Raw genomic sequence first — 21,493 nt, 5'->3', positions numbered from 1 at the left:
GCCGAAGTGATGAGCACTCCCGCTACCGCCATGCATGGAGTGGGCGAGCCGTCGCCCTGGGTGCGCGACTGGGCGCATCTGGTCGCGGCGGGCGGCGCGGTGCTCGATGTCGCGTCCGGGGCGGGGCGGCATGCGCGGTTCTTTGCGTCGCTGGGGCATCCGGTGACCGCCATCGACCGCGACACGGCGGCGCTCGACGCGCTACGCGACGAGCCGCTCGTCACCCCGCTCGAAGCCGACCTGGAAGGCGCCGCGTGGCCGTTGCCCGCTGACGCGAAATTCGCCGCCGTCGTGGTGACGAACTACCTGCACCGGCCGCTCTTTCCGCAGTTGTTGCGCGCGCTCGCGCCCGGCGGCGTACTGGTTTACGAGACCTTCGCGCAAGGAAACGAAAGCGTCGGCAAACCCTCTAATCCGGCGTTTCTGCTGGCGCCCGGCGAGCTTCTCGAGCGCGTGCGCGGCCAGCTCCGGGTGGTCGTTTTTCAGGACGGTTTTCTCGCGCAGCCGCGCCCGGCCTACGTCCAGCGGATCTGCGCAATTCTGGAAGCGGAGCGCTCAGACGATCCCGCGCAGGCGGCATCTCCGCCTTGTTACGAGTTGGCTGGCTAATCCGCTACAATCGCGGTTTACCTGATCAAATTCATGGCGTTTCATGACTAACGGCAACCACAGCAGCAACGACAGCGTTCAGATTCGCGGCAGCATTCCTGCCATCATCACCCCGATGCTCGAAGACGGCAGCCTCGATCTGCCGGCGTTTCGCAAACTGATCGACTGGCACGTCGCGGAGGGCACGAACGCTCTCGTCGTGGTCGGCACGAGCGGCGAGTCGGCCACGCTGTCGGTCGAAGAACACGTGCTGATGGTTAAGACCGCGGTCGAGCACACGGCGGGCCGGATTCCGGTGATCGCCGGCTCGGGCGGCAATTCCACGACCGAAGCCATCGAACTCACCCAGCAGGCCAAGGAAGTCGGCGCCGACGCCACGCTCCAGGTCGTGCCGTACTACAACAAGCCGACGCAGGAAGGCATCTACCGCCACTTCGCGAAGATCGCCGAAACCGTCGATCTGCCGGTGATTCTGTATAACGTGCCGGGCCGCACCGTTGCGGACATGAGCAACGAAACGATTCTGCGCTGCGCGCAGGTGCCGGGCATCATCGGTGTGAAGGAAGCGACCGGCAATATCGATCGCGCCGCGCATCTGATCAAATCCGCGCCGGCGCACTTCGGCATCTACAGCGGTGACGATCCCACCGCGATCGCGCTGATGCTGCTCGGCGGCCACGGCAACATTTCGGTCACCGCCAACGTCGCGCCGCGCGCGATGAGCGAGCTCTGCAAGGCCGCCCTGGCCGCGGACGCGAAGACCGCGCGTGAGATTCATCTGAAACTCCTGTCGTTGCATAAGAACCTGTTCATCGAATCGAATCCGATTCCGGCCAAATGGGCACTGCAGCAACTGGGTCGTGTGCAGGGCGGAATCCGCCTGCCGCTCACGCCGCTCGACGCGCAATACCACGAAGTGGTGCGCGGCGCGCTGCGCGAAGCGGGCCTGCTGGGCTAGGCGGATATCGTCCGCGGCACCCGCCAGCGCCAACGAAAGCCTGCCACCGGCACTCCCTTAACCGACGTCGATCCAGCCCACGTTCCCTGCACACAGAACCAAGGCACCGCGTTCCAGCATCACGAAGGACCTCATGAAACGTTCCGCACTTTCCCTCCACGCAACCCGCATGGCGGCGCTGGCGCTTGCCCTCACGACGCTCGCCGGCTGTGACACGCTGAACGACTGGTTTGCTTCCGACCGCGTCAACTACAAGGGCGCGGCCAGCGCGCCGCCGCTTGCCGTTCCGAACGATTTGAGCACCACCAAGACCGACGAGCGCTACGTCGCTCCGCCGGCCAATCTGGCGCTGGGCGGTGCGCAGACGCGCGCGGTCACGGCCGCCGGCAATTCGACCGAAGGTCAGCCGAACGCGCAGGATCCGCTCGGCATGCATATCGAACGCGACGGCGATCGCCGCTGGCTGGTCGTCGACGGCCGCTCGCCGGACCAACTCTGGCCGCAGTTGCAGGAGTTCTGGCAGGAGAACGGCTTCGTGCTGAAGACCGACGCGCCGGCCACCGGCATCATGACGACCGACTGGGCGGAAAACCGCGCCAACATTCCGGACGACTGGTTCCGCCGCACTGTCGGCAAGGTCATCGACTTCGCGTATTCGTCGGGCACGCGTGACAGCTTCCGCACGCTCGTGTCGCGTGCGCCGGGCGACACGACCGACATCTCCATTACGCACAGCGCCATGGAGGAAGTGTTGACCGGGCAGGACAAAACGTCGTCGCGTTGGGAAGAGCGCCCGCGCGATCCGGCGCTCGAGGCGCTGTTCCTCACCAAGCTGATGCAGAAGTTCGGCCTGACCGAAGCGCAATCGAAGCAGTTGTTGACTGACGCGCGTACGGCCGTCGCGCCGACCACGATCGATCAGAGCGCGGGCGCATCCACGCTCGACCTGCAGGAGTCGTTCGACCGCGCGTGGCTGCGCGTGGGCCTGGCGCTCGACCGCACGAACTTCACCGTCGACAACCGCGACCGCGCGAAGGGCATCTACTACGTGCGCTACGCGGACTCGATGCAGGAACTGAAGAAGGAAGGGCTGCTCGGCAAGCTGTTCTACAGCGGCAATTCGTCGAAGAAGCCGGGTCAGGAATTCCTCGTCAACGTGCGCTCGAAGGGCGACACGGTGACCCAGGTGGCGGTGCTGACTGCGAACGGGCAGGTCGACAATTCGTCCGACGCGCAGCGCATCGTGACGCTGCTGCACGCGCAACTGAACTAAACGGACCGTGAGGTTCGCGAGTCTCGGTAGCGGCAGTGAAGGCAATGCCTTGCTGGTGGAAGCGCAAAGCGGCGCGACCACCACGCGTGTGCTGCTCGACTGCGGTTTCTCGGCCAAGGAAGTCGAGCGGCGTCTGACGCGGCTCGGCGCGAGCGTCGAAGGTCTCGACGCGATTCTGATCACGCATGAACATAGCGACCACATTGGCAGCGCGCTGACGCTGGCGCGCAAGTGGTCGATTCCGTTGTACATGAGCTGGGGTACCGCCCGCGCGGTGGGCGCCGACGAAGCCGATGTCGACCTGCAGGTGTTGTGGGGCGACGAAGCGGTGGCGATCGGCGACCTCAGTATTCTCCCTTACACCGTTCCGCACGACGCCCGCGAGCCGCTGCAATACGTGCTCTCGAACGGCGCGAGCCGGCTCGGCGTGCTGACGGATGTCGGCACGTCCACGCCGCATATCAGCTCGGTGCTGAGCGGCTGCGACGCGCTGGTGCTCGAATGCAATCACGACGTGCGGATGCTGGCGGGCAGCCGCTATCCGCAGTCGCTGAAGGCGCGCATCGGTGGCAATCAGGGGCATCTGAACAACGACGCGGCGGCTGACATTCTGGCCTCGCTTGATCGATCGCGGTTGCGCCATCTGGTTGCCGCGCATCTGAGCCAGCAGAACAATTTGCCAGAGCTGGCGCAAGCCGCCATGGCCGGTGTGCTGGGCGCGGCGCCGACGGAAGTGGTGGTGGCGTCGCAGGATGAGGGGTTTGCGTGGCTGAGCGTGTGATCCGCGTCTGATGCTCGATTTCCGGCGCTTCTGACGCCGCGGCGGATGAAAAAAGCCCATAACGATCGCTCGTTATGGGCTTTTTCTTTCAGGGCGAGACGTTCGAACGCCGCCCCCCGAAGCAAGCTTAGTTGCGGTTGCCGCCGAAGATACCGAGCAGCGCCAGCAGGTTGACGAACACGTTGTACAGGTCCAGGTAGATCGCGAGCGTGGCGGTGATGTAATTCGTCTCACCGCCGTTCACGACGCGCTGAACGTCGAACAACATGTAGGCCGAGAAAATCACGATGGCCATGACCGAGACCGTCAGCATCAACGCCGGCAGATGCAGGAACACGTTCGCGACCGATGCGAGCAGCAGCACGATCACGCCCATGAACAGCCACTTGCCGAGGCCCGAGAAATCACGCTTGCTGACCGTGGCGATGGTCGCCATCGACGCAAAGATCACACCAGTGCCACCGAAGGCGAGCATGATCAGCGACGGGCCGTTCGAAAAACCGAGCACGAAGCTCAGGATGCGCGACAGCATCAGGCCCATGAAGAACGTGAAGCCGAGCAGCACGAACACGCCGGCCGCGCTGTCTTTGGTCTTCTGGATGGCGAACATGAAGCCGAAGGCGATCGCGAAGAACGCCAGCATGCTCATGGCCGGACTCGTGGCGGCGAACAGCGAGAAACCGGTGGTGAGGCCCACCCACGCGCCAAGCACTGTCGGAATCATGGACAGCGCGAGCAGCCAGTAGGTGTTCCGTAGCACGCGGTTACGCGTTTCGACCGTGCTGACCGCGCCATTGCGGCCAAAGCTATACGGATGTTCGTTCATGGTCTCTCCTTACCTCAGAAGCGTGATGCGTATGGTTGTGAAGCGGGTTGTGGCGAGTCGGGCTGCGCCGGTGGGAATGTCTGTCGCCGGCCGCGGCGCTCTCATCCCTAAGATTGGCGCGCGGGCAGGGAGTTTCAATGCCCGGAAAATACCGACACCGCCTACGCTACCAGTATTCGGAAACTCCTGCTTGGAGTCTTTCAATGTTGTAAGGGTTCAATCGCAATCATACACGGGAACATGCTACAATAGCGGATTCATTTGAATCTGTAACCTCTTAATTTTTTGGAGTTTTTATGGCGATCGAACGCACCCTGTCGATTATCAAGCCGGACGCAGTGGCCAAGAACGTGATCGGCCAGATCTACAGCCGTTTCGAAAACGCTGGTCTGAAGATCGTGGCTTCGCGCATGGTTCACCTGTCGCGCGCCGACGCGGAGAAGTTCTACGCCGTGCACGCAGCACGTCCGTTCTTCAAGGACCTGGTCGATTTCATGATCTCGGGCCCGGTCGTCGTGCAAGCGCTCGAAGGCGAAAACGCCATCCTGAAGCACCGTGACCTGATGGGTGCAACGGACCCGAAGAAGGCGGAAAAGGGCACGATCCGCGCCGACTTCGCCGACAGCATCGACGCGAACGCAGTGCACGGTTCCGACGCGGCTGAAACGGCTGCCGTCGAAATCGCGTTCTTCTTCCCGCAAGTGAACGTCTACTCGCGTTAAGCAGGACTTGCCTCGCGCGATTCGTGCAGCCGACTGGATTTATCGCACGAATCGCCCGGCAAAGTAGTAAGGTAAAAGCAGCAGGAATGGGCGCGAACGGCATTGCGTTCATGCAGCTTGTTGCATGAACGTAGTCTCGCACTGAAATGGCAGGATTCGATATGACGAGCAGTCCCACCGTCAACCTTCTCGACCTCGACGCCCAAGGGCTGGTCGCCTACTGCGACAGCCTGGGCGAGAAGCCGTTTCGCGCCAAGCAATTGCAGCGCTGGATTCACCAATACAACGCTGCCGACTTCGACGGCATGACCGATCTCGCGAAGTCCTTGCGCGAAAAGCTAAAGGGGCGCGCCGCGATCTCGATGCCGGGCATCGTCAGCGACCATATTTCGACCGACGGCACACGCAAGTGGCTGATCGACGTCGGCAACAGCAACGCGGTTGAAACCGTCTACATTCCCGAAGAAACGCGCGGCACGCTGTGCGTGTCGTCGCAGGCCGGGTGCGCGGTCAACTGCCGTTTCTGTTCGACCGGCAAACAGGGTTTCTCCCGCAATCTCACCACCGGCGAAATCATCGGCCAGCTGCGCATGGCTGAGTTCGCGCTGCGCGCATCGCGCGGCGTGGACGGCGGCCGCGCCACGGGTGGCGACGGCAAGGGTGAGCGGGTCGTCACGAACGTCGTGATGATGGGCATGGGCGAGCCGCTGCTCAATTACGACGCGGTCGTGCCGGCCATGCGCCTGATGCTCGACGACAACGCCTATGGCCTGTCGCGCCGCCGTGTCACGCTGTCCACCTCGGGCGTCGTGCCCATGATGGACCGGCTCGGCGCCGATCTGCCGGTGGCGCTCGCGGTCTCCTTGCATGCGCCCAGCGATCCGCTGCGCGACATGCTGGTGCCGCTGAACAAGAAGTACCCGCTGCGCGAACTGATGGCGGCTTGCCAGCGCTATCTGAAGGTCGCGCCGCGCGACTTCATTACGTTTGAATATTGCATGCTCGACGGCGTGAACGACAGCGAAGCGCAAGCGCGCGAATTGCTCGCTGTCACGCGCGACGTGCCGTGCAAGTTCAACCTGATTCCGTTCAATCCGTTCCCCGAATCGGGCCTCATCCGCTCGAAGCCGGAACAGATCAAACGGTTTGCACAAGTGTTGATGGACGCGGGCGTCGTCACCACGGTGCGTAAGACACGCGGCGATGATATCGACGCTGCCTGCGGTCAGTTGGCCGGCGCGGTGAAAGACCGCACACGGCTCGCTGAGCGCACCGGGAAGGCAGCGAAGATCATCGAGGTTCGCGCCGTGTAATCGTGCGGGGATGGCAGGGTGCCGGCGTTCGGAGAAAGCTCCGCGAACGTGCGACAGCCTGCTGTGCCGGTGTCGATTGAAAAGAAAGTTTGCAGAAGCGATCGGAAGCGGCGCACAAGGCCGCACATTTTGTTATAAACGGTCTGCGATTCGGACGTGAGGCTTGAGGCCGTCCGGGTTGCACAAGTGAAAAAGAATCGACGCGAAAGGATTTGGGATGAGTGAGCCGCAGCACCCGCAGCCGCAGGACACAGACACGAACGAAGGCCATCCGGCGCCAGTCGCACGGGCGGCGGTGCAGCCTGTTGTGCAGCCGGGCATGGATTCGTTGGCGGCGGCTGGCGCGCGCTTGACCCAATTGCGTGAATCGAAAGGTTGGACGATCGACGACGTGTCAGCGCGTCTGAAGGTGTCCGCCATCAAGCTGCGCGCGCTCGAATCGGGCGACATCAGCCACTTGCCGGACACGACCTTCGCGTTGGGCGTGGTGCGCAGCTACGCGAAGATGCTCGGCGCCGATCCCACGCCGTTCACGGCGGCATTGCGCCGCGAAAAGGGTGTGCCCGCGCCGGATCTGTCGATGCCGGCATCGTCGGGTAGAGATTTGCCGCGCGGCAAGGTATCGCTCTCGCTGGGCGGCAGTGGGCAGAAGAGCCGCTCATGGTTGTGGGGTGTGGCGGCGGTGATCGTCGCGGTGATTGCGCTCGGCATGTGGCATACCAATGGCGGCGATTCGTCGGCGTGGCTTGCACGATTGAAAGCGAGCGCGAGCGGTGCCGCTGGCGGCGCGACCGGCGCATCGGGCGCGGTGGCGCAGGGTCAATCGGCAGGTTCGGAAGCCACCGCGGAAGTGGCTGCTTCGGCGCCGGACACGCAGGCAGCAGCAGACAACGCAGCGTCGGCTACGCCGATGCCCGCGCCGCTCGCCACCGGCGCGGCGCCTTCGTCGGCGCCGGCAGTCACGGCAATGGCGGCCGCGCCTAAGGCTGCCGCCACGCTGGGCGCGAGCACGCCGACGGTGGTCGCGGGGGCGTCGGCGGCAACGGTGACGCCGGCTGCAGGTCAGTCGATCGTTGCGTTGAGCGTAAAACAGGACAGCTGGTTCAGCGTGCGTGGCAAAGATGGCAAGGAAGTGTTTTCCGGCCTCGTGCACGCGGGCGATACCAAGGAAGTAACGGGCGAAGCGCCGTTCAAGGTCACGGTCGGCAACAGGGCCGGTCTCGACTCGCTGACGCTCGATGGCCAGCCGGTCGATCCCGCAAAATATGCGGCGGCCAAAGGCAACGTGGCGCGCTTCGCGCTGCCTTGACAGATACGGTATGCGCCGCGGCCAACCGGTCCGCGGCGCTTTTTCAATTCAGGCGCTACGTCTTTTGTGTAGCGCATGCGGCGTAAATGGGTTTTTCGATGCAATCCGAAGCTCAATCCCAATCCAGTAGCAAGATCGTTTCCAACGAGCCGGTGTTCGGCGGGCAGGCCGCGCGGCGCAAGTCGCACGCGGTCGACGTCCGTTGGGGCGGCCAGCTCGTCACCATCGGTGGCGACGCACCCGTGCGCATCCAGTCGATGACCAACACGGATACCGCGGACGCCATCGGCACCGCGATCCAGATCAAGGAACTGGCGCAAGCCGGCTCGGAACTGGTGCGTATCACGGTGAACACGCCGGAAGCGGCTGCGGCCGTGCCGGCCGTGCGCGAGCAGCTCGATCGCATGGGTGTGTCGGTGCCGCTGGTCGGGGACTTCCATTACAACGGCCATCTGCTGTTGCGCGATTACCCCGCGTGCGCGGAGTCGCTGTCCAAGTACCGGATCAATCCGGGCAACGTGGGCCACGGTGCAAAGCGCGACACGCAGTTCGCGCAGATGATCGAAGCCGCGGTGAAGTACGACAAGCCAGTGCGTATCGGCGTCAACTGGGGCAGTCTCGATCAGGACCTGCTCGCGAAGATGATGGACGAGAACGCCGCGCGTTCCACGCCGTGGGAAGCGCAAAGCGTGATGTACGAAGCGCTCATTCAGTCGGCGATCGGCTCGGCGGAGCGGGCGGTCGAACTCGGTCTGTCGCGCAATCAGATCATTCTGTCGTGCAAGGTCAGCGGCGTGCAGGATCTGATCGCCGTGTACCGCGAACTGGCGCGCCGTTGCGACTTCGCACTGCATCTCGGTTTGACCGAGGCGGGCATGGGGTCGAAGGGCATCGTGGCATCGACGGCGGCGTTGTCCGTGTTGCTGCAGCAAGGCATCGGCGACACGATCCGCATCTCGCTCACGCCGGAACCGGGCGCCTCGCGCACCGGCGAAGTGATCGTCGGTCAGGAAATCCTGCAGACCATGGGTCTGCGCTCGTTCACGCCGATGGTGATCGCGTGTCCGGGTTGCGGCCGTACCACCAGCACGCTGTTCCAGGAACTGGCGTCGCAAATCCAGACCTATCTGCGCACGCAGATGCCGGTGTGGCGCGATCAATATCCTGGTGTCGAGAAGATGCACGTCGCGGTGATGGGTTGCATCGTCAACGGTCCGGGCGAATCGAAGCAGGCGAATATCGGTATCAGCCTGCCGGGTTCGGGCGAGAACCCGGCCGCGCCGGTGTTCATCGACGGCGAGAAGGTGAAGACGCTGCGTGGCGAAAACATCGCGCAAGAATTCCAGCAAATCGTGAGTGACTACGTCGAGCGCCGCTATGGCCGCGCCGAAGCGCTCAACTAAACATCGGCTATCGAAGACAGATGAACGAACAGAAGAAAAAGCTCGAAAAGCTCTCCGGCGTGAAGGGCATGAACGACATCCTTCCGCAGGAAGCCGGGCTGTGGGAATTTTTCGAAACGACCGTCAAGTCAATGCTGCGTTCGTACGGATACCAGAATATTCGTACGCCGATCATCGAGCATACGCAGCTGTTCAAGCGCGGTATCGGTGAAGTGACTGACATCGTCGAGAAAGAGATGTACAGCTTTACCGACGCGCTGAACGGTGAAAATCTGACCATGCGCCCGGAAAATACGGCAGCGGTGGTGCGCGCGGCGATCGAACACAACATGCTGTACGACGGCCCGAAGCGCCTGTGGTACATCGGCCCGATGTTCCGCCATGAGCGTCCGCAGCGCGGCCGCTATCGCCAGTTTCATCAGGTCGGCGTGGAAGCGCTCGGCTTTGCCGGTCCGGACGCCGACGCTGAAATCATCATGATGTGCCAGCGTCTGTGGGACGATCTCGGCCTGATGGGCATCAAGCTCGAAATCAACTCGCTGGGCCTCGCGGAAGAACGCGCGGCGCACCGCGTGGAATTGATAGCGCACCTCGAAAAGCACATGGACGTGCTCGACGAAGAAGCGAAGCGCCGTCTCTACACGAACCCGCTGCGTGTGCTCGATACGAAGAATCCGGCCATGCAGGAAGTCGCGCAAAACGCGCCTAAGCTGATCGATTTTCTCGGCGAAGAATCGCGCGCGCACTTCGAAGGTTTGCAGCGCATTCTGAAGGCGAACAACATTCCGTTCACGATCAATCCGCGTCTCGTGCGCGGTCTCGATTATTACAATCTGACCGTGTTCGAATGGGTGACCGACAAGCTCGGCGCGCAGGGCACCGTCGCGGCCGGCGGCCGTTACGATCCGCTGATCGAGCAACTCGGCGGCAAGCCCACGGCGGCATGCGGCTGGGCCATGGGCGTCGAGCGGATTCTCGAATTGCTGAAAGAAGAGCAGCTCGTGCCGGAAGATGAAGGTTGCGACGTGTACGTGGTCCATCAGGGCGACGCGGCGCAAGAGCAGGCCTTCATCATCGCCGAGCGTCTGCGCGACACCGGCCTCGACGTGATCCTGCATTGCAGTGCCGACGGTCAGTCGGCCAGCTTCAAATCGCAGATGAAACGTGCCGACGCAAGCGGCGCGGCCTTCGCCGTGGTGCTCGGCGAAGACGAGATCGCGAACGGCACGGTCGGCGTGAAACCGCTGCGCGATACAAATGCTAACGGCGGTAAAAACGAGCAACAAAACGTGCCGGCCGAAGACTTGACCGAATTTCTAATCAATGCGATGGTTGCAACCGCCGAAGACGGCGACGACTGATCGCGATGTCGTCGAGCCGGTTGGTTCCCAATCGGGTTCGACACGCACACGTAGCAAGAAAGAGGAAATCGCCGGGCAATGAGTTACCACGACGAACAAGAATCGATTGAAGGTCTGAAGGCATGGTGGGCGCAGTGGGGCAATGCAACCACATGGATCGTGTTGGTGGCGCTGGTGGCCGCGGCCGGCTGGAACGGCTGGAATTTCTGGCAGCGGCGCGAGGCGGCGGAAGCCGCCGTGCTGTATGACCAGGTGCAGCAAGCCGTGGCATCGGGCGACAAGGCGAAGATTACGCGCGTCGCCACCGACATGGAAGACAAGTTCAGCCGCACCGCGTATGCGCAGATGACCGCGCTGGGCGCCGCGAAGGCGCTGTACGCCGCCGGCGACGAAGCTGCCGCGAAGGCGCAACTGCAATGGACCATCGATCACGCGAAAGATGACGAGTTCAAGCAGATCGCCAAGCTGCGCCTCGCTTCGCTGCTGCTCGACGACAAGGCTTACGACCAGGGCCTCGCGCTGCTCGCCGAACCGCAGTCCGACGCGTTCAAAGGCATCGTGGCGAACGGCCGCGGCGATCTGCTCGCCGCTCAAGGCAAGCGCGACGATGCGCGCGCGGCCTACAAGCTGGCCCTCGACTCGTTGTCGAAAAACGATAGTTCGGCACGCCAGTTGATTCAGTTCAAGCTGGACGCGCTGGGCGGCTGATCGCCGCATATGAGCGCCACAATCAGCGCCGCATGCGACGACCAACCGGTCTCCTTTAATTAATTTCCTGAATGCTTCGTCCACCGATGAATCTGCTGAAACGTTACGCTGTGCCCGTTGCCTGTGCGATGACCGTGCTCACCATGGCGGCTTGCTCATCCACGAAAGACGAGCGCCGCGTGCCGACGCCGCTCACCGAGTTCAAACCCGTGCTCGACGTGCAGCAGGCCTGGAAGGCGAGCGTCGGTAAGGCAGGGCGTTACCTGTTCTCGCCGGTTGCGGTCGGCAATGCGGTGTACGCGGCTGGCGCAAACGGTTCGGTTGCGAAGATCGACGCGCAGACCGGTCAGGACGTTTGGCGCGTCAAGCTGCACGACGACCTCTCGGCAGGTGTCGGCAGCGACGGCACGCTCACGGCGGTCGGCGGCCTGAAGGGCGACGTCTACGTGCTCGGCGCGGACGGCAAGCAACTGTGGACCGCCAAGGCGCCGGGCGAGATCATTTCGCCGCCGCTCGTCGGCAACGGCCTCGTGGTGGTGCGTACGGTCGACGGTCAGATCGTCGCGTTCAACGCGCAAACCGGCGAGCAGAAGTGGAACTACCGCAATCGCGCGGTGCCGCTCAATCTGCGCGTGTCGTCGGGTATGACGTTCGCGGGCGACGCGGCGGTGCTGGCCGGTTTCCCGGGCGGCGCGTTCGCGGCGATCAACCTGCAAACGGGCGACAACTACTGGCAAACGCCGGTGTCCTATCCGAAGGGCGTGACGGAAGTGGAGCGTATCAACGACGTGACCGGTCCGCCCACGCTGGTCGGCTCGGAAACCTGCGCTGTGACGTTCCAGGGCCAGATTGGGTGTTTCGACGCGAACTCGGGCCGCGCTGTGTGGGAAAAGGCGTTCTCCAGCACGAGCGGTCTGGCGCAGGATGACAGCGCCGTGGTCGCGGCGGACGACTGGTCGGTGGTATCGGCGTTCGACGTTAGCAGCGGCGCGCCGCTGTGGAAGAACGACAAGCTGAAGAACCGCGACCTGAGCGTGCCGTTCATTCTGGGTCACGCCGCGGTACTGGGTGACTATCAGGGTTACGTGCACTTCCTGTCCCGCGACGACGGTACGCTCGTCGCGCGCGTGAAGACCGACGGCAGCCCGATTACCGCGGCGCCGGTGCTCGCCGGCGAAACGCTGGTGGTGCTGACGCACGACGGCGATCTGTACGGCTACCGCCCGCGCTGATCGCGCGAGGCAATCGCCGTCTGGCGTGCAGGCCGGCTTCGCCGGCCGCACGCGTTTTTGTCGAGTTTTCCGTTTGAGTTGTAGTTGCAGGGCAGAGTGAGCAGAAGAATTCGCCGGACTGGCTGGTCCGGCAAGTCGGATCAGACATGGCGCACGGGCCCACGTGGCCATCGGTGGTTGCTTGCGGCACCACCTTCGGCGGCATCCCCGCACGTACCGCAAAGAATCGTATTCGAACTGGCGTGCGAGCCGTCGAGCAGTAAAGACTGAACCTGGCGGCCCCATGGCGCCGCCCATACAGCCAAACCCCCGTCCGCCCGGGTGCGCATATTGACAGCACATCCGGGGCTGGCCGAATTCGTGATAATTTTCGTCAAACGCTGCCGTGTAGCGGCCGCATGGCGTCGCTACGCGGGCGGTCGATTTCGATCCCGCGTTTCACCGTGAACAACATCTGATGAAACCCGTTATTGCCCTTGTTGGGCGCCCCAATGTGGGGAAATCCACGCTGTTCAACCGGCTCACGCGCTCGCGTGACGCGCTGGTTGCCGACCTGCCCGGTCTCACGCGCGATCGCCATTACGGCGAAGGGCGCACCGGCGAGCGGCCGTATCTGGTCGTCGACACCGGCGGTTTCGAACCGGTCGCGAAAGACGGCATCCTGCACGAAATGGCGCGTCAAACCCGCCAGGCGGTCGAGGAATCGGACATCGTCGTGTTCATCGTCGACGGCCGCAATGGCCTCGCGCCGCAGGACAAATCGATCGCCGACTATCTGCGCAAGGTCGGCCGGCCGATTTTCCTCGTCGTCAACAAGGCGGAGGGCATGAAGTACACCACCGTCGCCGCCGACTTCTACGAACTCGGCTTGGGCGACCCGCGCGCGATTTCCGCGGCGCACGGCGACGGTGTCACCGAAATGATCAACGAGGCGCTCGAAGTCGCCTACGCCGGTCAGCCTGAAGAAAACGACGACGAGAAAGCCACGCGCGGCGTGAAGATCGCGATCGTCGGCCGTCCGAATGTCGGCAAGTCGACTTTGATCAACGCGCTGGTGGGCGAAGAGCGCGTGATCGCGTTCGACATGCCGGGCACCACGCGCGATTCGATCTACGTCGATTTCGAACGCGGTGGCAAGCCGTACACGCTGATTGACACCGCCGGTCTGCGCCGCCGCGGCAAAGTGTTCGAAGCGATCGAGAAATTCTCGGTGGTGAAGACGCTGCAGTCGATCTCCGACGCCAACGTCGTGATCCTGCTGCTCGACGCGCGCCAGGACATTTCGGAGCAGGACGCGCACATTGCCGGCTTCGTGGTGGAACAGGGCCGCGCGCTGGTGGTGGGCGTGAACAAGTGGGACGGTCTCGATCCGCATGTGCGCGAGCGCACCAAGGCGGACCTCGAGCGCAAACTAAAATTTCTCGACTTCGCCAAATTCCATTTCATTTCCGCCGCGGAAAAAACAGGGATCGGCCCGTTGATGCGCTCCGTCGACGACGCCTACGCAGCCGCCATGGCCAAGCTGCCGACGCCGAAGCTCACGCGCGCATTGATCGATGCCGTGGAATTCCAGCAGCCGCGCCGCCGTGGTCCGGTGCGCCCGAAACTGCGTTACGCGCACCAGGGCGGTCAGAACCCGCCGATCATCGTGATTCACGGCAACGCGCTCGACGCGATCACCGAAACATACAAACGGTACCTGGAAAACCGCTTCCGGGAAACTTTCAAGCTGACTGGGACTCCATTGCGCATAGAGTTCAGATCGTCGACGAACCCTTACGCGGACAAAGGCTAGATTCAGGCTGAAACCCGCGTGTGTGCTGGCTTTGGCCGCCTGGCCAGGTCTCTCGCGCAAAAATGAAAATCGGCTATAGTGTAGCGGTTGACGGTGGATCTCTTTTTCTTCCTCGTCAATTAAGTCAACCTGCAAAAAAATACGGAGTTTGCTATGAGCAACAAAGGGCAATTGTTACAAGACCCGTTTTTGAACGCACTGCGTAAAGAGCATGTGCCGGTGTCGATCTACCTGGTCAACGGCATCAAGCTTCAAGGGAACATTGAATCGTTCGACCAGTACGTCGTGTTGCTCCGGAATACGGTCACCCAGATGGTCTACAAGCACGCAATCTCGACAGTCGTGCCAGCCCGTCCGGTGAATTTCCACCCGGATTCTGAACAGTCCTAACCCCCGTCGCGGCCGGCGTAACGTCGCCCGTTGGCGATTACTCCCGGCCGCCTCATTTTGATACCCTCCAATTTGATCAATGCAGCGCTTGTCGGCATCGACTTCGGTAAGATCGATTTCGAAGCCAGCCTAGAAGAACTCAGCCTGCTCGCGCAAAGCGCGGGCGCGAATCCCTTAGTCACCCTCACCGGGCGCCGGTCCAGCCCCGATGCCAAGATGTTCGTCGGCAGCGGCAAGGCCGAAGAACTGCGCCTTGCGTGTGAGGCGAACGACATCGAACTCGTCATTTTCAATCACGCTCTGGCGCCTGCGCAGCAGCGCAATCTGGAGCAGGCGCTTAATCGGCGCGTGATCGATCGCACGAGTCTGATCCTCGACATCTTTGCGCAGCGCGCCCGCAGCCATGAAGGCAAGCTGCAGGTGGAACTCGCGCAGCTGCAGTATCTGTCGACGCGACTAATCCGCGCATGGACCCACCTGGAACGGCAAAAAGGCGGTATCGGTTTGCGCGGCCCTGGCGAAACGCAGCTCGAAACCGACCGCCGTTTGATCGGCGAGCGCATCAAGGCGCTCAAGACGCGGCTCGAGAAATTGCGCCGTCAGCACGGCACGCAGCGCCGCGCGCGCAGCCGCAATCAGACCATGTCCGTATCGCTCGTCGGCTATACGAACGCGGGCAAATCCACGCTCTTCAACGCGCTCACCAAGGCCCAGGCGTACGCCGCCGACCAGTTGTTCGCGACGCTGGACACCACCTCGCGGCGCGTCTATCTCGGCGACGAAGCGGGGCAGGTGGTGGTGTCGGATACGGTCGGTTTCATCCGCGAACTGCCTCACCAACTGGTGGCGGCGTTTCGCGCCACGCTCGAGGAAACCATTCACGCCGATCTGCTGCTGCACGTGGTCGATGCATCGAGCGCGGTGCGGCTCGACCAGATCGATCAGGTGAACGAGGTGTTGCACGCAATCGGTGCAGACACGATCCGGCAGGTGCTGGTATTCAACAAGATCGACGCGGTGCCGGAGTTGGCGGCCCGTGGGGACGCGGTTGAGAGGGACGAGTATGGTAATATTTCGCGCGTCTTTTTGAGCGCGCGCACGGGGCAAGGGCTGGACACACTGCGCGCTGCCATCGCTGAAATCGCAACTGCCGAACCTCTTTCCGAAACGCTGGTCGATCTCTCGGAAGAAGACCGGTCGGCAGCACCACGCGACGACCATAAGGTCTCAGAATTCGGGCACTGACCCGTTCCAATTGCACTGACCCGCTGTCTACTCTGGTGAACGAACACAGGTGAACGATTACAACGAGCGGAGTATCTGGCTGCGCATGCGCGCCATGCTGTCACTGAACGATCCGCGCTGGGGCCGGGGAGAAGGCAATGGCGACCGGCAACGTCCAAACGAGCCCAAGCGTCCGCCGACCAAAGACGGTGAAGGCCCGCCCGATCTCGATGAGATGTGGCGCGATTTCAACCGCCGGTTGAGCCGCGTGTTCGGCCGCAAGGGCGGCGGTGCCGGCGGTGGCCGTCCGGACAACGGTCGCGGCGCGCGCATTGGCGTGGGCATCGTGATCGGCGTGCTGCTGGCCATTTATCTCGGCAGCGGTGTGTTCGTCGTGCAGGACGGTCAGGCCGGCGTCGTGATGCAGTTCGGCAAGTATCGCTACACGGCGGGGCAGGGCGTGCATTGGCGTCTGCCGTATCCGTTCGAAGCGCATGAGCTCGTCAATATCGGCCAGATCCGCCAGGTCGAGATCGGCCGCAATAACGTGGTGCGTCTCGCGAATGTGAAAGACGCGTCGATGCTTACGCACGACGCGGATATCGTCGACGTGCGCTTCGCCGTGCAATACCAGGTGCGCAAGCCGACCGACTACCTGTTTCGCAGCGTCGATCCCGATCAGGGCGTGATGCAGGCTGGCCAGGCGGCGGTGCGCAGCATCGTCGGCGCGCGCAGCACCAATGACATCCTCTATCAGGATCGCGAAACAATTCGCCAGCAGCTGATGGCGGCGATCCAGCAATCCCTGGATGAATACCAGTCCGGACTCGCCGTGACCGGCGTGACGATCCAGGGCGTGCAGGTGCCCGACCGGGTGCAAGCCGCCTTCGACGACGCCGCCAAAGTCCGTCAGGAAAACGAGCGCGCCAAGCGCGATGCCGAAGCCTACGCCGCGGATCTTCTGCCACGCGCGCAGGCCGACGTGGCGCGCCAGATCGACGAAGCGAAAACCTACAGCGACAAGACAGTGGCCCAGGCACAAGGCGACGCCGAGCGCTTCAAGCAGGTCTACGCGCAGTACTCGAAAGCGCCGGCTGTGATTCGCGAGCGCTTGTACCTGGAAACCATGCAGCAGATCTATTCGAATACGACCAAGGTGTATGTGGACAGCAAGAGCAGCAACAACGTGCTGTATCTGCCGCTCGACAAACTGGTCGAGCAGACCCGCCAGCGGGTCGCCGACGCTGCTGCCGCATCGGGCGGCACTGCCGGCGCCGCGGCCGCTGCCGCTGCCGCGCCGCAAGCGGCGAGAAGTGCCGCATCGCCGTTGGCTACACCGTCTGCCTCTGCAACCGGCCCTGCGGCCTCGGCACCTGCCGCGGCTGCCGCACCGGCCAGCCAGGCCGCAGCCAGCAGCGACGCGCTGCGTTCACGCGACTCCTTCCGCAGCCGTATGCGCGAAGACGACGTTCAATAAGGAGCGCACATCATGAACAAGATCATTGCGCTCGTCGTGGCTGTTGTCATCGTGCTGTTCGCTGCTTCGTCGATGGTGTTCGTCGTCGATCAGCGTCACATGGCGGTGCTGTCCTCGCATGGCGACGAGGCGCCGAGCCTGCTCGGCCCCGGCCTGCATGTGAAATTGCCGCCGCCGTTGCAAACCGTCACGCTGGTCGATAACCGCATCCAGTCTCTCGACGCACCGGACGAAGACCGTTACGTGACGTCCGACAAGATCGATCTGCTGGCCAACCCGGTCCTCAAATACCGCGTGACCGATCCGCTCAAGCTGCTCGCCGAAACCCGCGGCGATGCGCAGAGCCTGCCGGACCGGCTCGCGTTGCTGTCGCGTAGCGCGCTCGGCGATGCATTCGCGAAGGTCACGCTGTCCGACGCGCTCGCGAGGCAGCAGGCCGTCGCCGACGAAGCGCGCGCCGCAATGGACAAGGCCGCGGCATCGCTCGGCGTGTCGGTGGTCGATGTGCAGTTGACGCGCGTCGATTTCCCCGCGTCGATGGCCGACTCGGTCTACAAGCGCATGATCGCCGCGCGCCAGCAGGTCGCAGCCGACGAACGCGCGAAGGGCACCGCCGAAGCCGACAGGATCAAGGAAGATGCGGTCGGCCAGCAACAGGCGATTCTCGCGGACGGTTATCGCCAGGCGCAGACCATCAAGGGCGAGGGCGATGCGAAGGCAGCGCAAATCGCCGCCGACGCTTACGGCAGCGACCCGCAGTTCTACCAGTTCTATCAAAGCATGCAGGCATACAAGAACACCTTCAAGCCGGGCGACGTGATCGTGGTCGACCCGAGCAACGAGTTCTTCCGCTTCATGCGTAGCCCGACCGGCGGCGCCGCCCCGGACGCTCCCGCGGTCCCGCGCAAACCCTGATAACCGGAACGCCGCGGCACCCGCATCGCGGCCCTTTAATTCGCATGGATATAGCCGGCTCGTTACTGCTCGCGATCGCGTTGATGCTGATTATCGAGGGAATGTTTCCCTTCGTTTTTCCGAGCGCCTGGCGCGACACGTTCCGTAAAATAGCGGAACGGCCGCCGCATCAGATTCGCGTGGGCGGCTTGATCGTGATGGTGCTCGGGCTGATCCTGCTGTTTATCGTGACTTGATCGGGCCTGTTTTGCCGATGGCTTCGCGGCCTGGCGGCGGCGCGGGTCATGGCCCCGCGGCCGCAAGCAACCAGCCGCCTTCGTCTGCCGCGGCCTGAACGCCGCGTAGTGCATCGCTCTGCGGCCAAAAGCCGGATGCGGTCGTTGCAGGCAATCCGGACGCCCGCGATGGCCGCCAAAATCGAGCCGCCGCCCGCCATTCACACTCACTTACCGGCGCACCCAGCCGCCGTGTTCAACGTCGTAGGACTGTATCGATGTCGACCTGGTTACTTCCCGAGAATATCGCCGACGTGCTGCCGTCGGAAGCCCGCAAGATCGAAGAATTGCGGCGCCATTTGCTGGACCGTTTCCGCTCGTACGGCTACGAGATGGTCATGCCGCCGCTGCTCGAGTACATCGAGTCGCTGCTGACGGGCGGTGGACACGATCTGAATCTGCGGACCTTCAAACTGGTCGATCAATTGTCCGGGCGCACGCTCGGTCTGCGCGCGGACATCACGCCTCAGGTCGCGCGCATCGACGCGCATCTGCTGAATCGCCAGGGCGTGACGCGTCTTTGCTACGCGGGCAACGTGGCGCATACGCGTCCGCGCGGCCTGCACGCCACGCGCGAGCAAATCCAGATCGGCGCGGAAATCTACGGACACGCCGGCCTCGAAGCGGACCTGGAAATCCAGCAACTGATGCTCGACGCGCTGCGTCTGGCCGGTCTCGCGAAAGTGCGCCTCGATCTGTGCCACGCGGGCGTGCTCGCCGCCTTGATCGAAGCCGAGCCGGCCGCGGCCGAACTCGGGCAGTCGCTCTATGACGCGCTGGCGGGCAAGGACGTGCCGCGCCTCGTCGAACTGACGGCCAACCTCACGCCGGTGATCCGCGACGCCTTGCGCGCACTGCCCACGCTGTACGGCGACGCCTCGGTGCTCGAGGAAGCGCGTGCGCGCTTGCCGAACGCGCCGGCCATCGCCCGCGCGCTCGACGACCTCGCGTTCCTCGCGAGCCAGGTCGACGGCGCCGAAGTGATGATCGATCTCGCGGATCTGCGCGGCTATGCTTATCACAGCGGCGTGATGTTCTCGGCGTATGTGGACGGCGTGCCGAACGCGGTGGCGCGCGGCGGCCGGTACGACCACGTGGGCCAAGCGTACGGCCGTGCGCGGGCGGCCACCGGCTTTTCGCTCGATCTGCGCGAAGTGGCGCGGATTTCGCCGGTCGAAGCGCGCAGCAGCGCGATTCTCGCGCCGTGGCAGCACGACGAAGCACTGCGCGTGAGCGTCGCCGCGTTGCGCGATGCCGGCGAAGTGGTGATTCAGGCGCTGCCCGGCCACGAACACGATCTGGACGAATTCGCGTTCGACCGCGTGTTGGTCGAGCGCAACGGAAATTGGGTCGTCGAACCGCGCGCCTGAGCGCGTTCCGCGGACCCGTCCGAGGGCGATCGTCAGGGCACGTCGGACGGCGTCGAACGTGTCGTTAAAACGCTGCGCGGCCGCCGGCCGTGCTACTTTCGCAATACCCAACATAACGTGCATACCGTTGAGCGGAAACGGAAAAATTCGGAAGGTTCCGCGAACATAGGTAGAATACGTTTTTAACCAGCTTACGAAACAACATGTCTGCCAGCGCAGTGAATGTGAACCCCGGGCGTAACGTCGTCGTCGTGGGAACCCAGTGGGGTGATGAGGGCAAGGGCAAGATCGTCGACTGGCTGACGGACCACGCTCAAGGCGTCGTTCGCTTCCAGGGCGGTCACAATGCCGGTCACACGCTCATCATCGGCGGCAAGAAAACCATCTTGCGGCTGATTCCGTCGGGCATCATGCATCCCGGCGTCGCGTGCTACATCGGCAATGGCGTCGTGTTGTCGCCGGAAGCGCTGTTCAAGGAAATCGGCGAGCTCGAAGCCGCCGGGGTCGACGTTCAGAATCGCCTCTTCATTTCCGAAGCCACCACCCTGATCCTGCCGTATCACATCGCCATCGACCAAGGCCGCGAAGCGCGCCGTGGCGCGGGCAAGATCGGCACCACCGGCCGCGGCATCGGCCCGGCTTACGAAGACAAGGTGGCGCGCCGCGGTTTGCGCGTGCAGGACCTGTTCGAGCCGGAGATCTTCGCCGAACGTCTGCGTGAAAACCTCGACTATCACAACTTCGTGTTGACGCAATACCTGGGCGTCGCCGCTGTCGACTTCCAGCAAACGCTCGACACGATGCTCAGCTATGCCGACCGTCTGAAGCCGATGGTCACCGACGTGTCGCGCCGTCTGTACGACGCGAACGCGGCCGGCAGCAACCTGCTGTTCGAAGGCGCGCAAGGCACGCTGCTCGACATCGACCACGGCACGTATCCGTACGTCACGTCGAGCAACTGCGTGGCGGGTGCGGCCACGGCGGGCGCGGGCGTCGGTCCGCAAAAGCTGAACTACATTCTCGGCATCACCAAGGCGTACTGCACGCGCGTCGGTTCGGGCCCGTTCCCGAGCGAACTGTACGACGCGGATAACGCCGCCCGTCAGGAAGCGATCGGCCTCGAACTGGCGACCGTCGGCAAAGAATTCGGCTCGGTCACCGGCCGTCCGCGCCGCACCGGCTGGCTCGACGTCGCCGCGCTGCGCCGCTCGATCCAGATCAACGGCGTGTCGGGTCTGTGCATGACCAAGCTCGACGTGCTCGACGGTCTCGACGAAGTGAAGCTGTGCGTCGGCTACACGGTCGACGGCAAACACGTCGACCTGCTGCCGCGCGGCTCGTCGGAAGTCGCGCGCTGCGAGCCGGTGTACGAAACCTTCGCGGGCTGGAAGGAAAGCACCGTCGGCATCAAGGAATGGGACAAGCTGCCCGCGAATGCGCGCGCTTATCTGTCGCGTGTGCAGGAAGTCGCTGGCATTCCGATCGACATGGTGTCGACTGGTCCGGATCGCGACGAAACGATTCTGCTTCGTCATCCGTTCAAGGTTTAAGC

Annotated in this window: 20 protein-coding genes; 19 read left to right on the top strand and 1 reads right to left on the bottom strand. The window is 63.4% G+C overall.

The window, feature by feature from the left end; translation table 11 throughout:
* Window positions 1-9: 9 nt before the first annotated feature.
* The 4 genes from P0D80_RS08265 (at window position 10) to P0D80_RS08250 (ending at window position 3,621) form a co-directional block, all read left to right on the top strand.
* Window positions 10-609: a class I SAM-dependent methyltransferase gene (locus P0D80_RS08265; protein ID WP_408282719.1), complete on the top strand. Its 600-nt coding sequence runs from the start codon at window positions 10-12 to the stop codon at window positions 607-609.
* A 43-nt stretch (window positions 610-652) separates the two neighbouring features.
* Complete coding sequence (gene dapA, locus P0D80_RS08260; RefSeq protein WP_408175873.1) at window positions 653-1,567, top strand: 4-hydroxy-tetrahydrodipicolinate synthase; 915 nt, start codon at window positions 653-655, stop codon at window positions 1,565-1,567.
* Window positions 1,568-1,700: 133 nt separating this feature from the next.
* Entirely contained in the window at window positions 1,701-2,840 is a 1,140-nt protein-coding gene (gene bamC / locus P0D80_RS08255) for an NlpB/DapX family lipoprotein (protein WP_408175874.1), read from the top strand.
* Window positions 2,841-2,847: 7 nt separating this feature from the next.
* Complete coding sequence (locus P0D80_RS08250) at window positions 2,848-3,621, top strand: MBL fold metallo-hydrolase (protein ID WP_408282714.1); 774 nt, start codon at window positions 2,848-2,850, stop codon at window positions 3,619-3,621.
* Between the two features lie 127 nt (window positions 3,622-3,748).
* Here the strand turns inward: P0D80_RS08250 and P0D80_RS08245 are convergent, their stop codons facing one another.
* On the bottom strand, window positions 3,749-4,447 hold the full coding sequence (locus P0D80_RS08245) for a Bax inhibitor-1/YccA family protein (protein ID WP_106279488.1): 699 nt from the start codon (window positions 4,445-4,447) through the stop codon (window positions 3,749-3,751).
* A gap of 296 nt (window positions 4,448-4,743) precedes the next feature.
* Here P0D80_RS08245 and ndk point away from each other — a divergent pair, with 296 nt between their 5' ends.
* From ndk to P0D80_RS08170, 15 genes are all read left to right on the top strand, one after another.
* Complete coding sequence (gene ndk / locus P0D80_RS08240) at window positions 4,744-5,169, top strand: nucleoside-diphosphate kinase (RefSeq protein ID WP_012433533.1); 426 nt, start codon at window positions 4,744-4,746, stop codon at window positions 5,167-5,169.
* Between the two features lie 161 nt (window positions 5,170-5,330).
* Entirely contained in the window at window positions 5,331-6,482 is a 1,152-nt protein-coding gene (rlmN, locus tag P0D80_RS08235) for a dual-specificity RNA methyltransferase RlmN (protein WP_408175877.1), read from the top strand.
* A gap of 217 nt (window positions 6,483-6,699) precedes the next feature.
* The gene (locus tag P0D80_RS08230; protein ID WP_408282710.1) at window positions 6,700-7,791 is read left to right on the top strand and encodes a RodZ domain-containing protein; all 1,092 of its coding nucleotides are present in this window, start codon (window positions 6,700-6,702) and stop codon (window positions 7,789-7,791) included.
* Window positions 7,792-7,877: 86 nt separating this feature from the next.
* Window positions 7,878-9,194, top strand: a complete 1,317-nt coding sequence (ispG, locus tag P0D80_RS08225) for a flavodoxin-dependent (E)-4-hydroxy-3-methylbut-2-enyl-diphosphate synthase (protein WP_408175879.1) — start codon at window positions 7,878-7,880, stop codon at window positions 9,192-9,194.
* A 20-nt stretch (window positions 9,195-9,214) separates the two neighbouring features.
* Window positions 9,215-10,555: a histidine--tRNA ligase gene (gene hisS, locus P0D80_RS08220; RefSeq protein ID WP_408282708.1), complete on the top strand. Its 1,341-nt coding sequence runs from the start codon at window positions 9,215-9,217 to the stop codon at window positions 10,553-10,555.
* 78 nt (window positions 10,556-10,633) lie between these two features.
* Window positions 10,634-11,263: a YfgM family protein gene (locus P0D80_RS08215; protein WP_408175882.1), complete on the top strand. Its 630-nt coding sequence runs from the start codon at window positions 10,634-10,636 to the stop codon at window positions 11,261-11,263.
* An 86-nt stretch (window positions 11,264-11,349) separates the two neighbouring features.
* Window positions 11,350-12,495, top strand: coding sequence for an outer membrane protein assembly factor BamB (gene bamB / locus P0D80_RS08210; protein ID WP_408282704.1), 1,146 nt, complete (start codon window positions 11,350-11,352; stop codon window positions 12,493-12,495).
* A gap of 457 nt (window positions 12,496-12,952) precedes the next feature.
* Complete coding sequence (gene der, locus P0D80_RS08205) at window positions 12,953-14,290, top strand: ribosome biogenesis GTPase Der (protein ID WP_408175885.1); 1,338 nt, start codon at window positions 12,953-12,955, stop codon at window positions 14,288-14,290.
* Window positions 14,291-14,443: 153 nt separating this feature from the next.
* Window positions 14,444-14,680, top strand: coding sequence for an RNA chaperone Hfq (hfq, locus tag P0D80_RS08200; RefSeq protein WP_006051315.1), 237 nt, complete (start codon window positions 14,444-14,446; stop codon window positions 14,678-14,680).
* Window positions 14,681-14,737: 57 nt separating this feature from the next.
* Complete coding sequence (gene hflX / locus P0D80_RS08195; protein WP_408282701.1) at window positions 14,738-15,925, top strand: GTPase HflX; 1,188 nt, start codon at window positions 14,738-14,740, stop codon at window positions 15,923-15,925.
* A gap of 49 nt (window positions 15,926-15,974) precedes the next feature.
* Window positions 15,975-17,381 (top strand): FtsH protease activity modulator HflK, encoded by a 1,407-nt coding sequence (hflK, locus tag P0D80_RS08190; RefSeq protein WP_408282699.1) that lies wholly within the window; start codon window positions 15,975-15,977, stop codon window positions 17,379-17,381.
* Between the two features lie 12 nt (window positions 17,382-17,393).
* Window positions 17,394-18,296, top strand: coding sequence for a protease modulator HflC (gene hflC / locus P0D80_RS08185; RefSeq protein ID WP_408175888.1), 903 nt, complete (start codon window positions 17,394-17,396; stop codon window positions 18,294-18,296).
* 44 nt (window positions 18,297-18,340) lie between these two features.
* Window positions 18,341-18,532, top strand: coding sequence for a DUF2065 domain-containing protein (locus P0D80_RS08180; RefSeq protein WP_007181354.1), 192 nt, complete (start codon window positions 18,341-18,343; stop codon window positions 18,530-18,532).
* Window positions 18,533-18,789: 257 nt separating this feature from the next.
* Complete coding sequence (locus P0D80_RS08175) at window positions 18,790-19,941, top strand: ATP phosphoribosyltransferase regulatory subunit (protein WP_408175889.1); 1,152 nt, start codon at window positions 18,790-18,792, stop codon at window positions 19,939-19,941.
* Window positions 19,942-20,144: 203 nt separating this feature from the next.
* Window positions 20,145-21,491, top strand: a complete 1,347-nt coding sequence (locus P0D80_RS08170; RefSeq protein ID WP_132373867.1) for an adenylosuccinate synthase — start codon at window positions 20,145-20,147, stop codon at window positions 21,489-21,491.
* Window positions 21,492-21,493: the final 2 nt, after the last annotated feature.

It is taken from the genome of Paraburkholderia sp. RL17-373-BIF-A (assembly GCF_046030175.1).
Taxonomy (GTDB): domain Bacteria; phylum Pseudomonadota; class Gammaproteobacteria; order Burkholderiales; family Burkholderiaceae; genus Paraburkholderia.
This window is presented reverse-complemented; position numbering and strand designations above follow the sequence as displayed.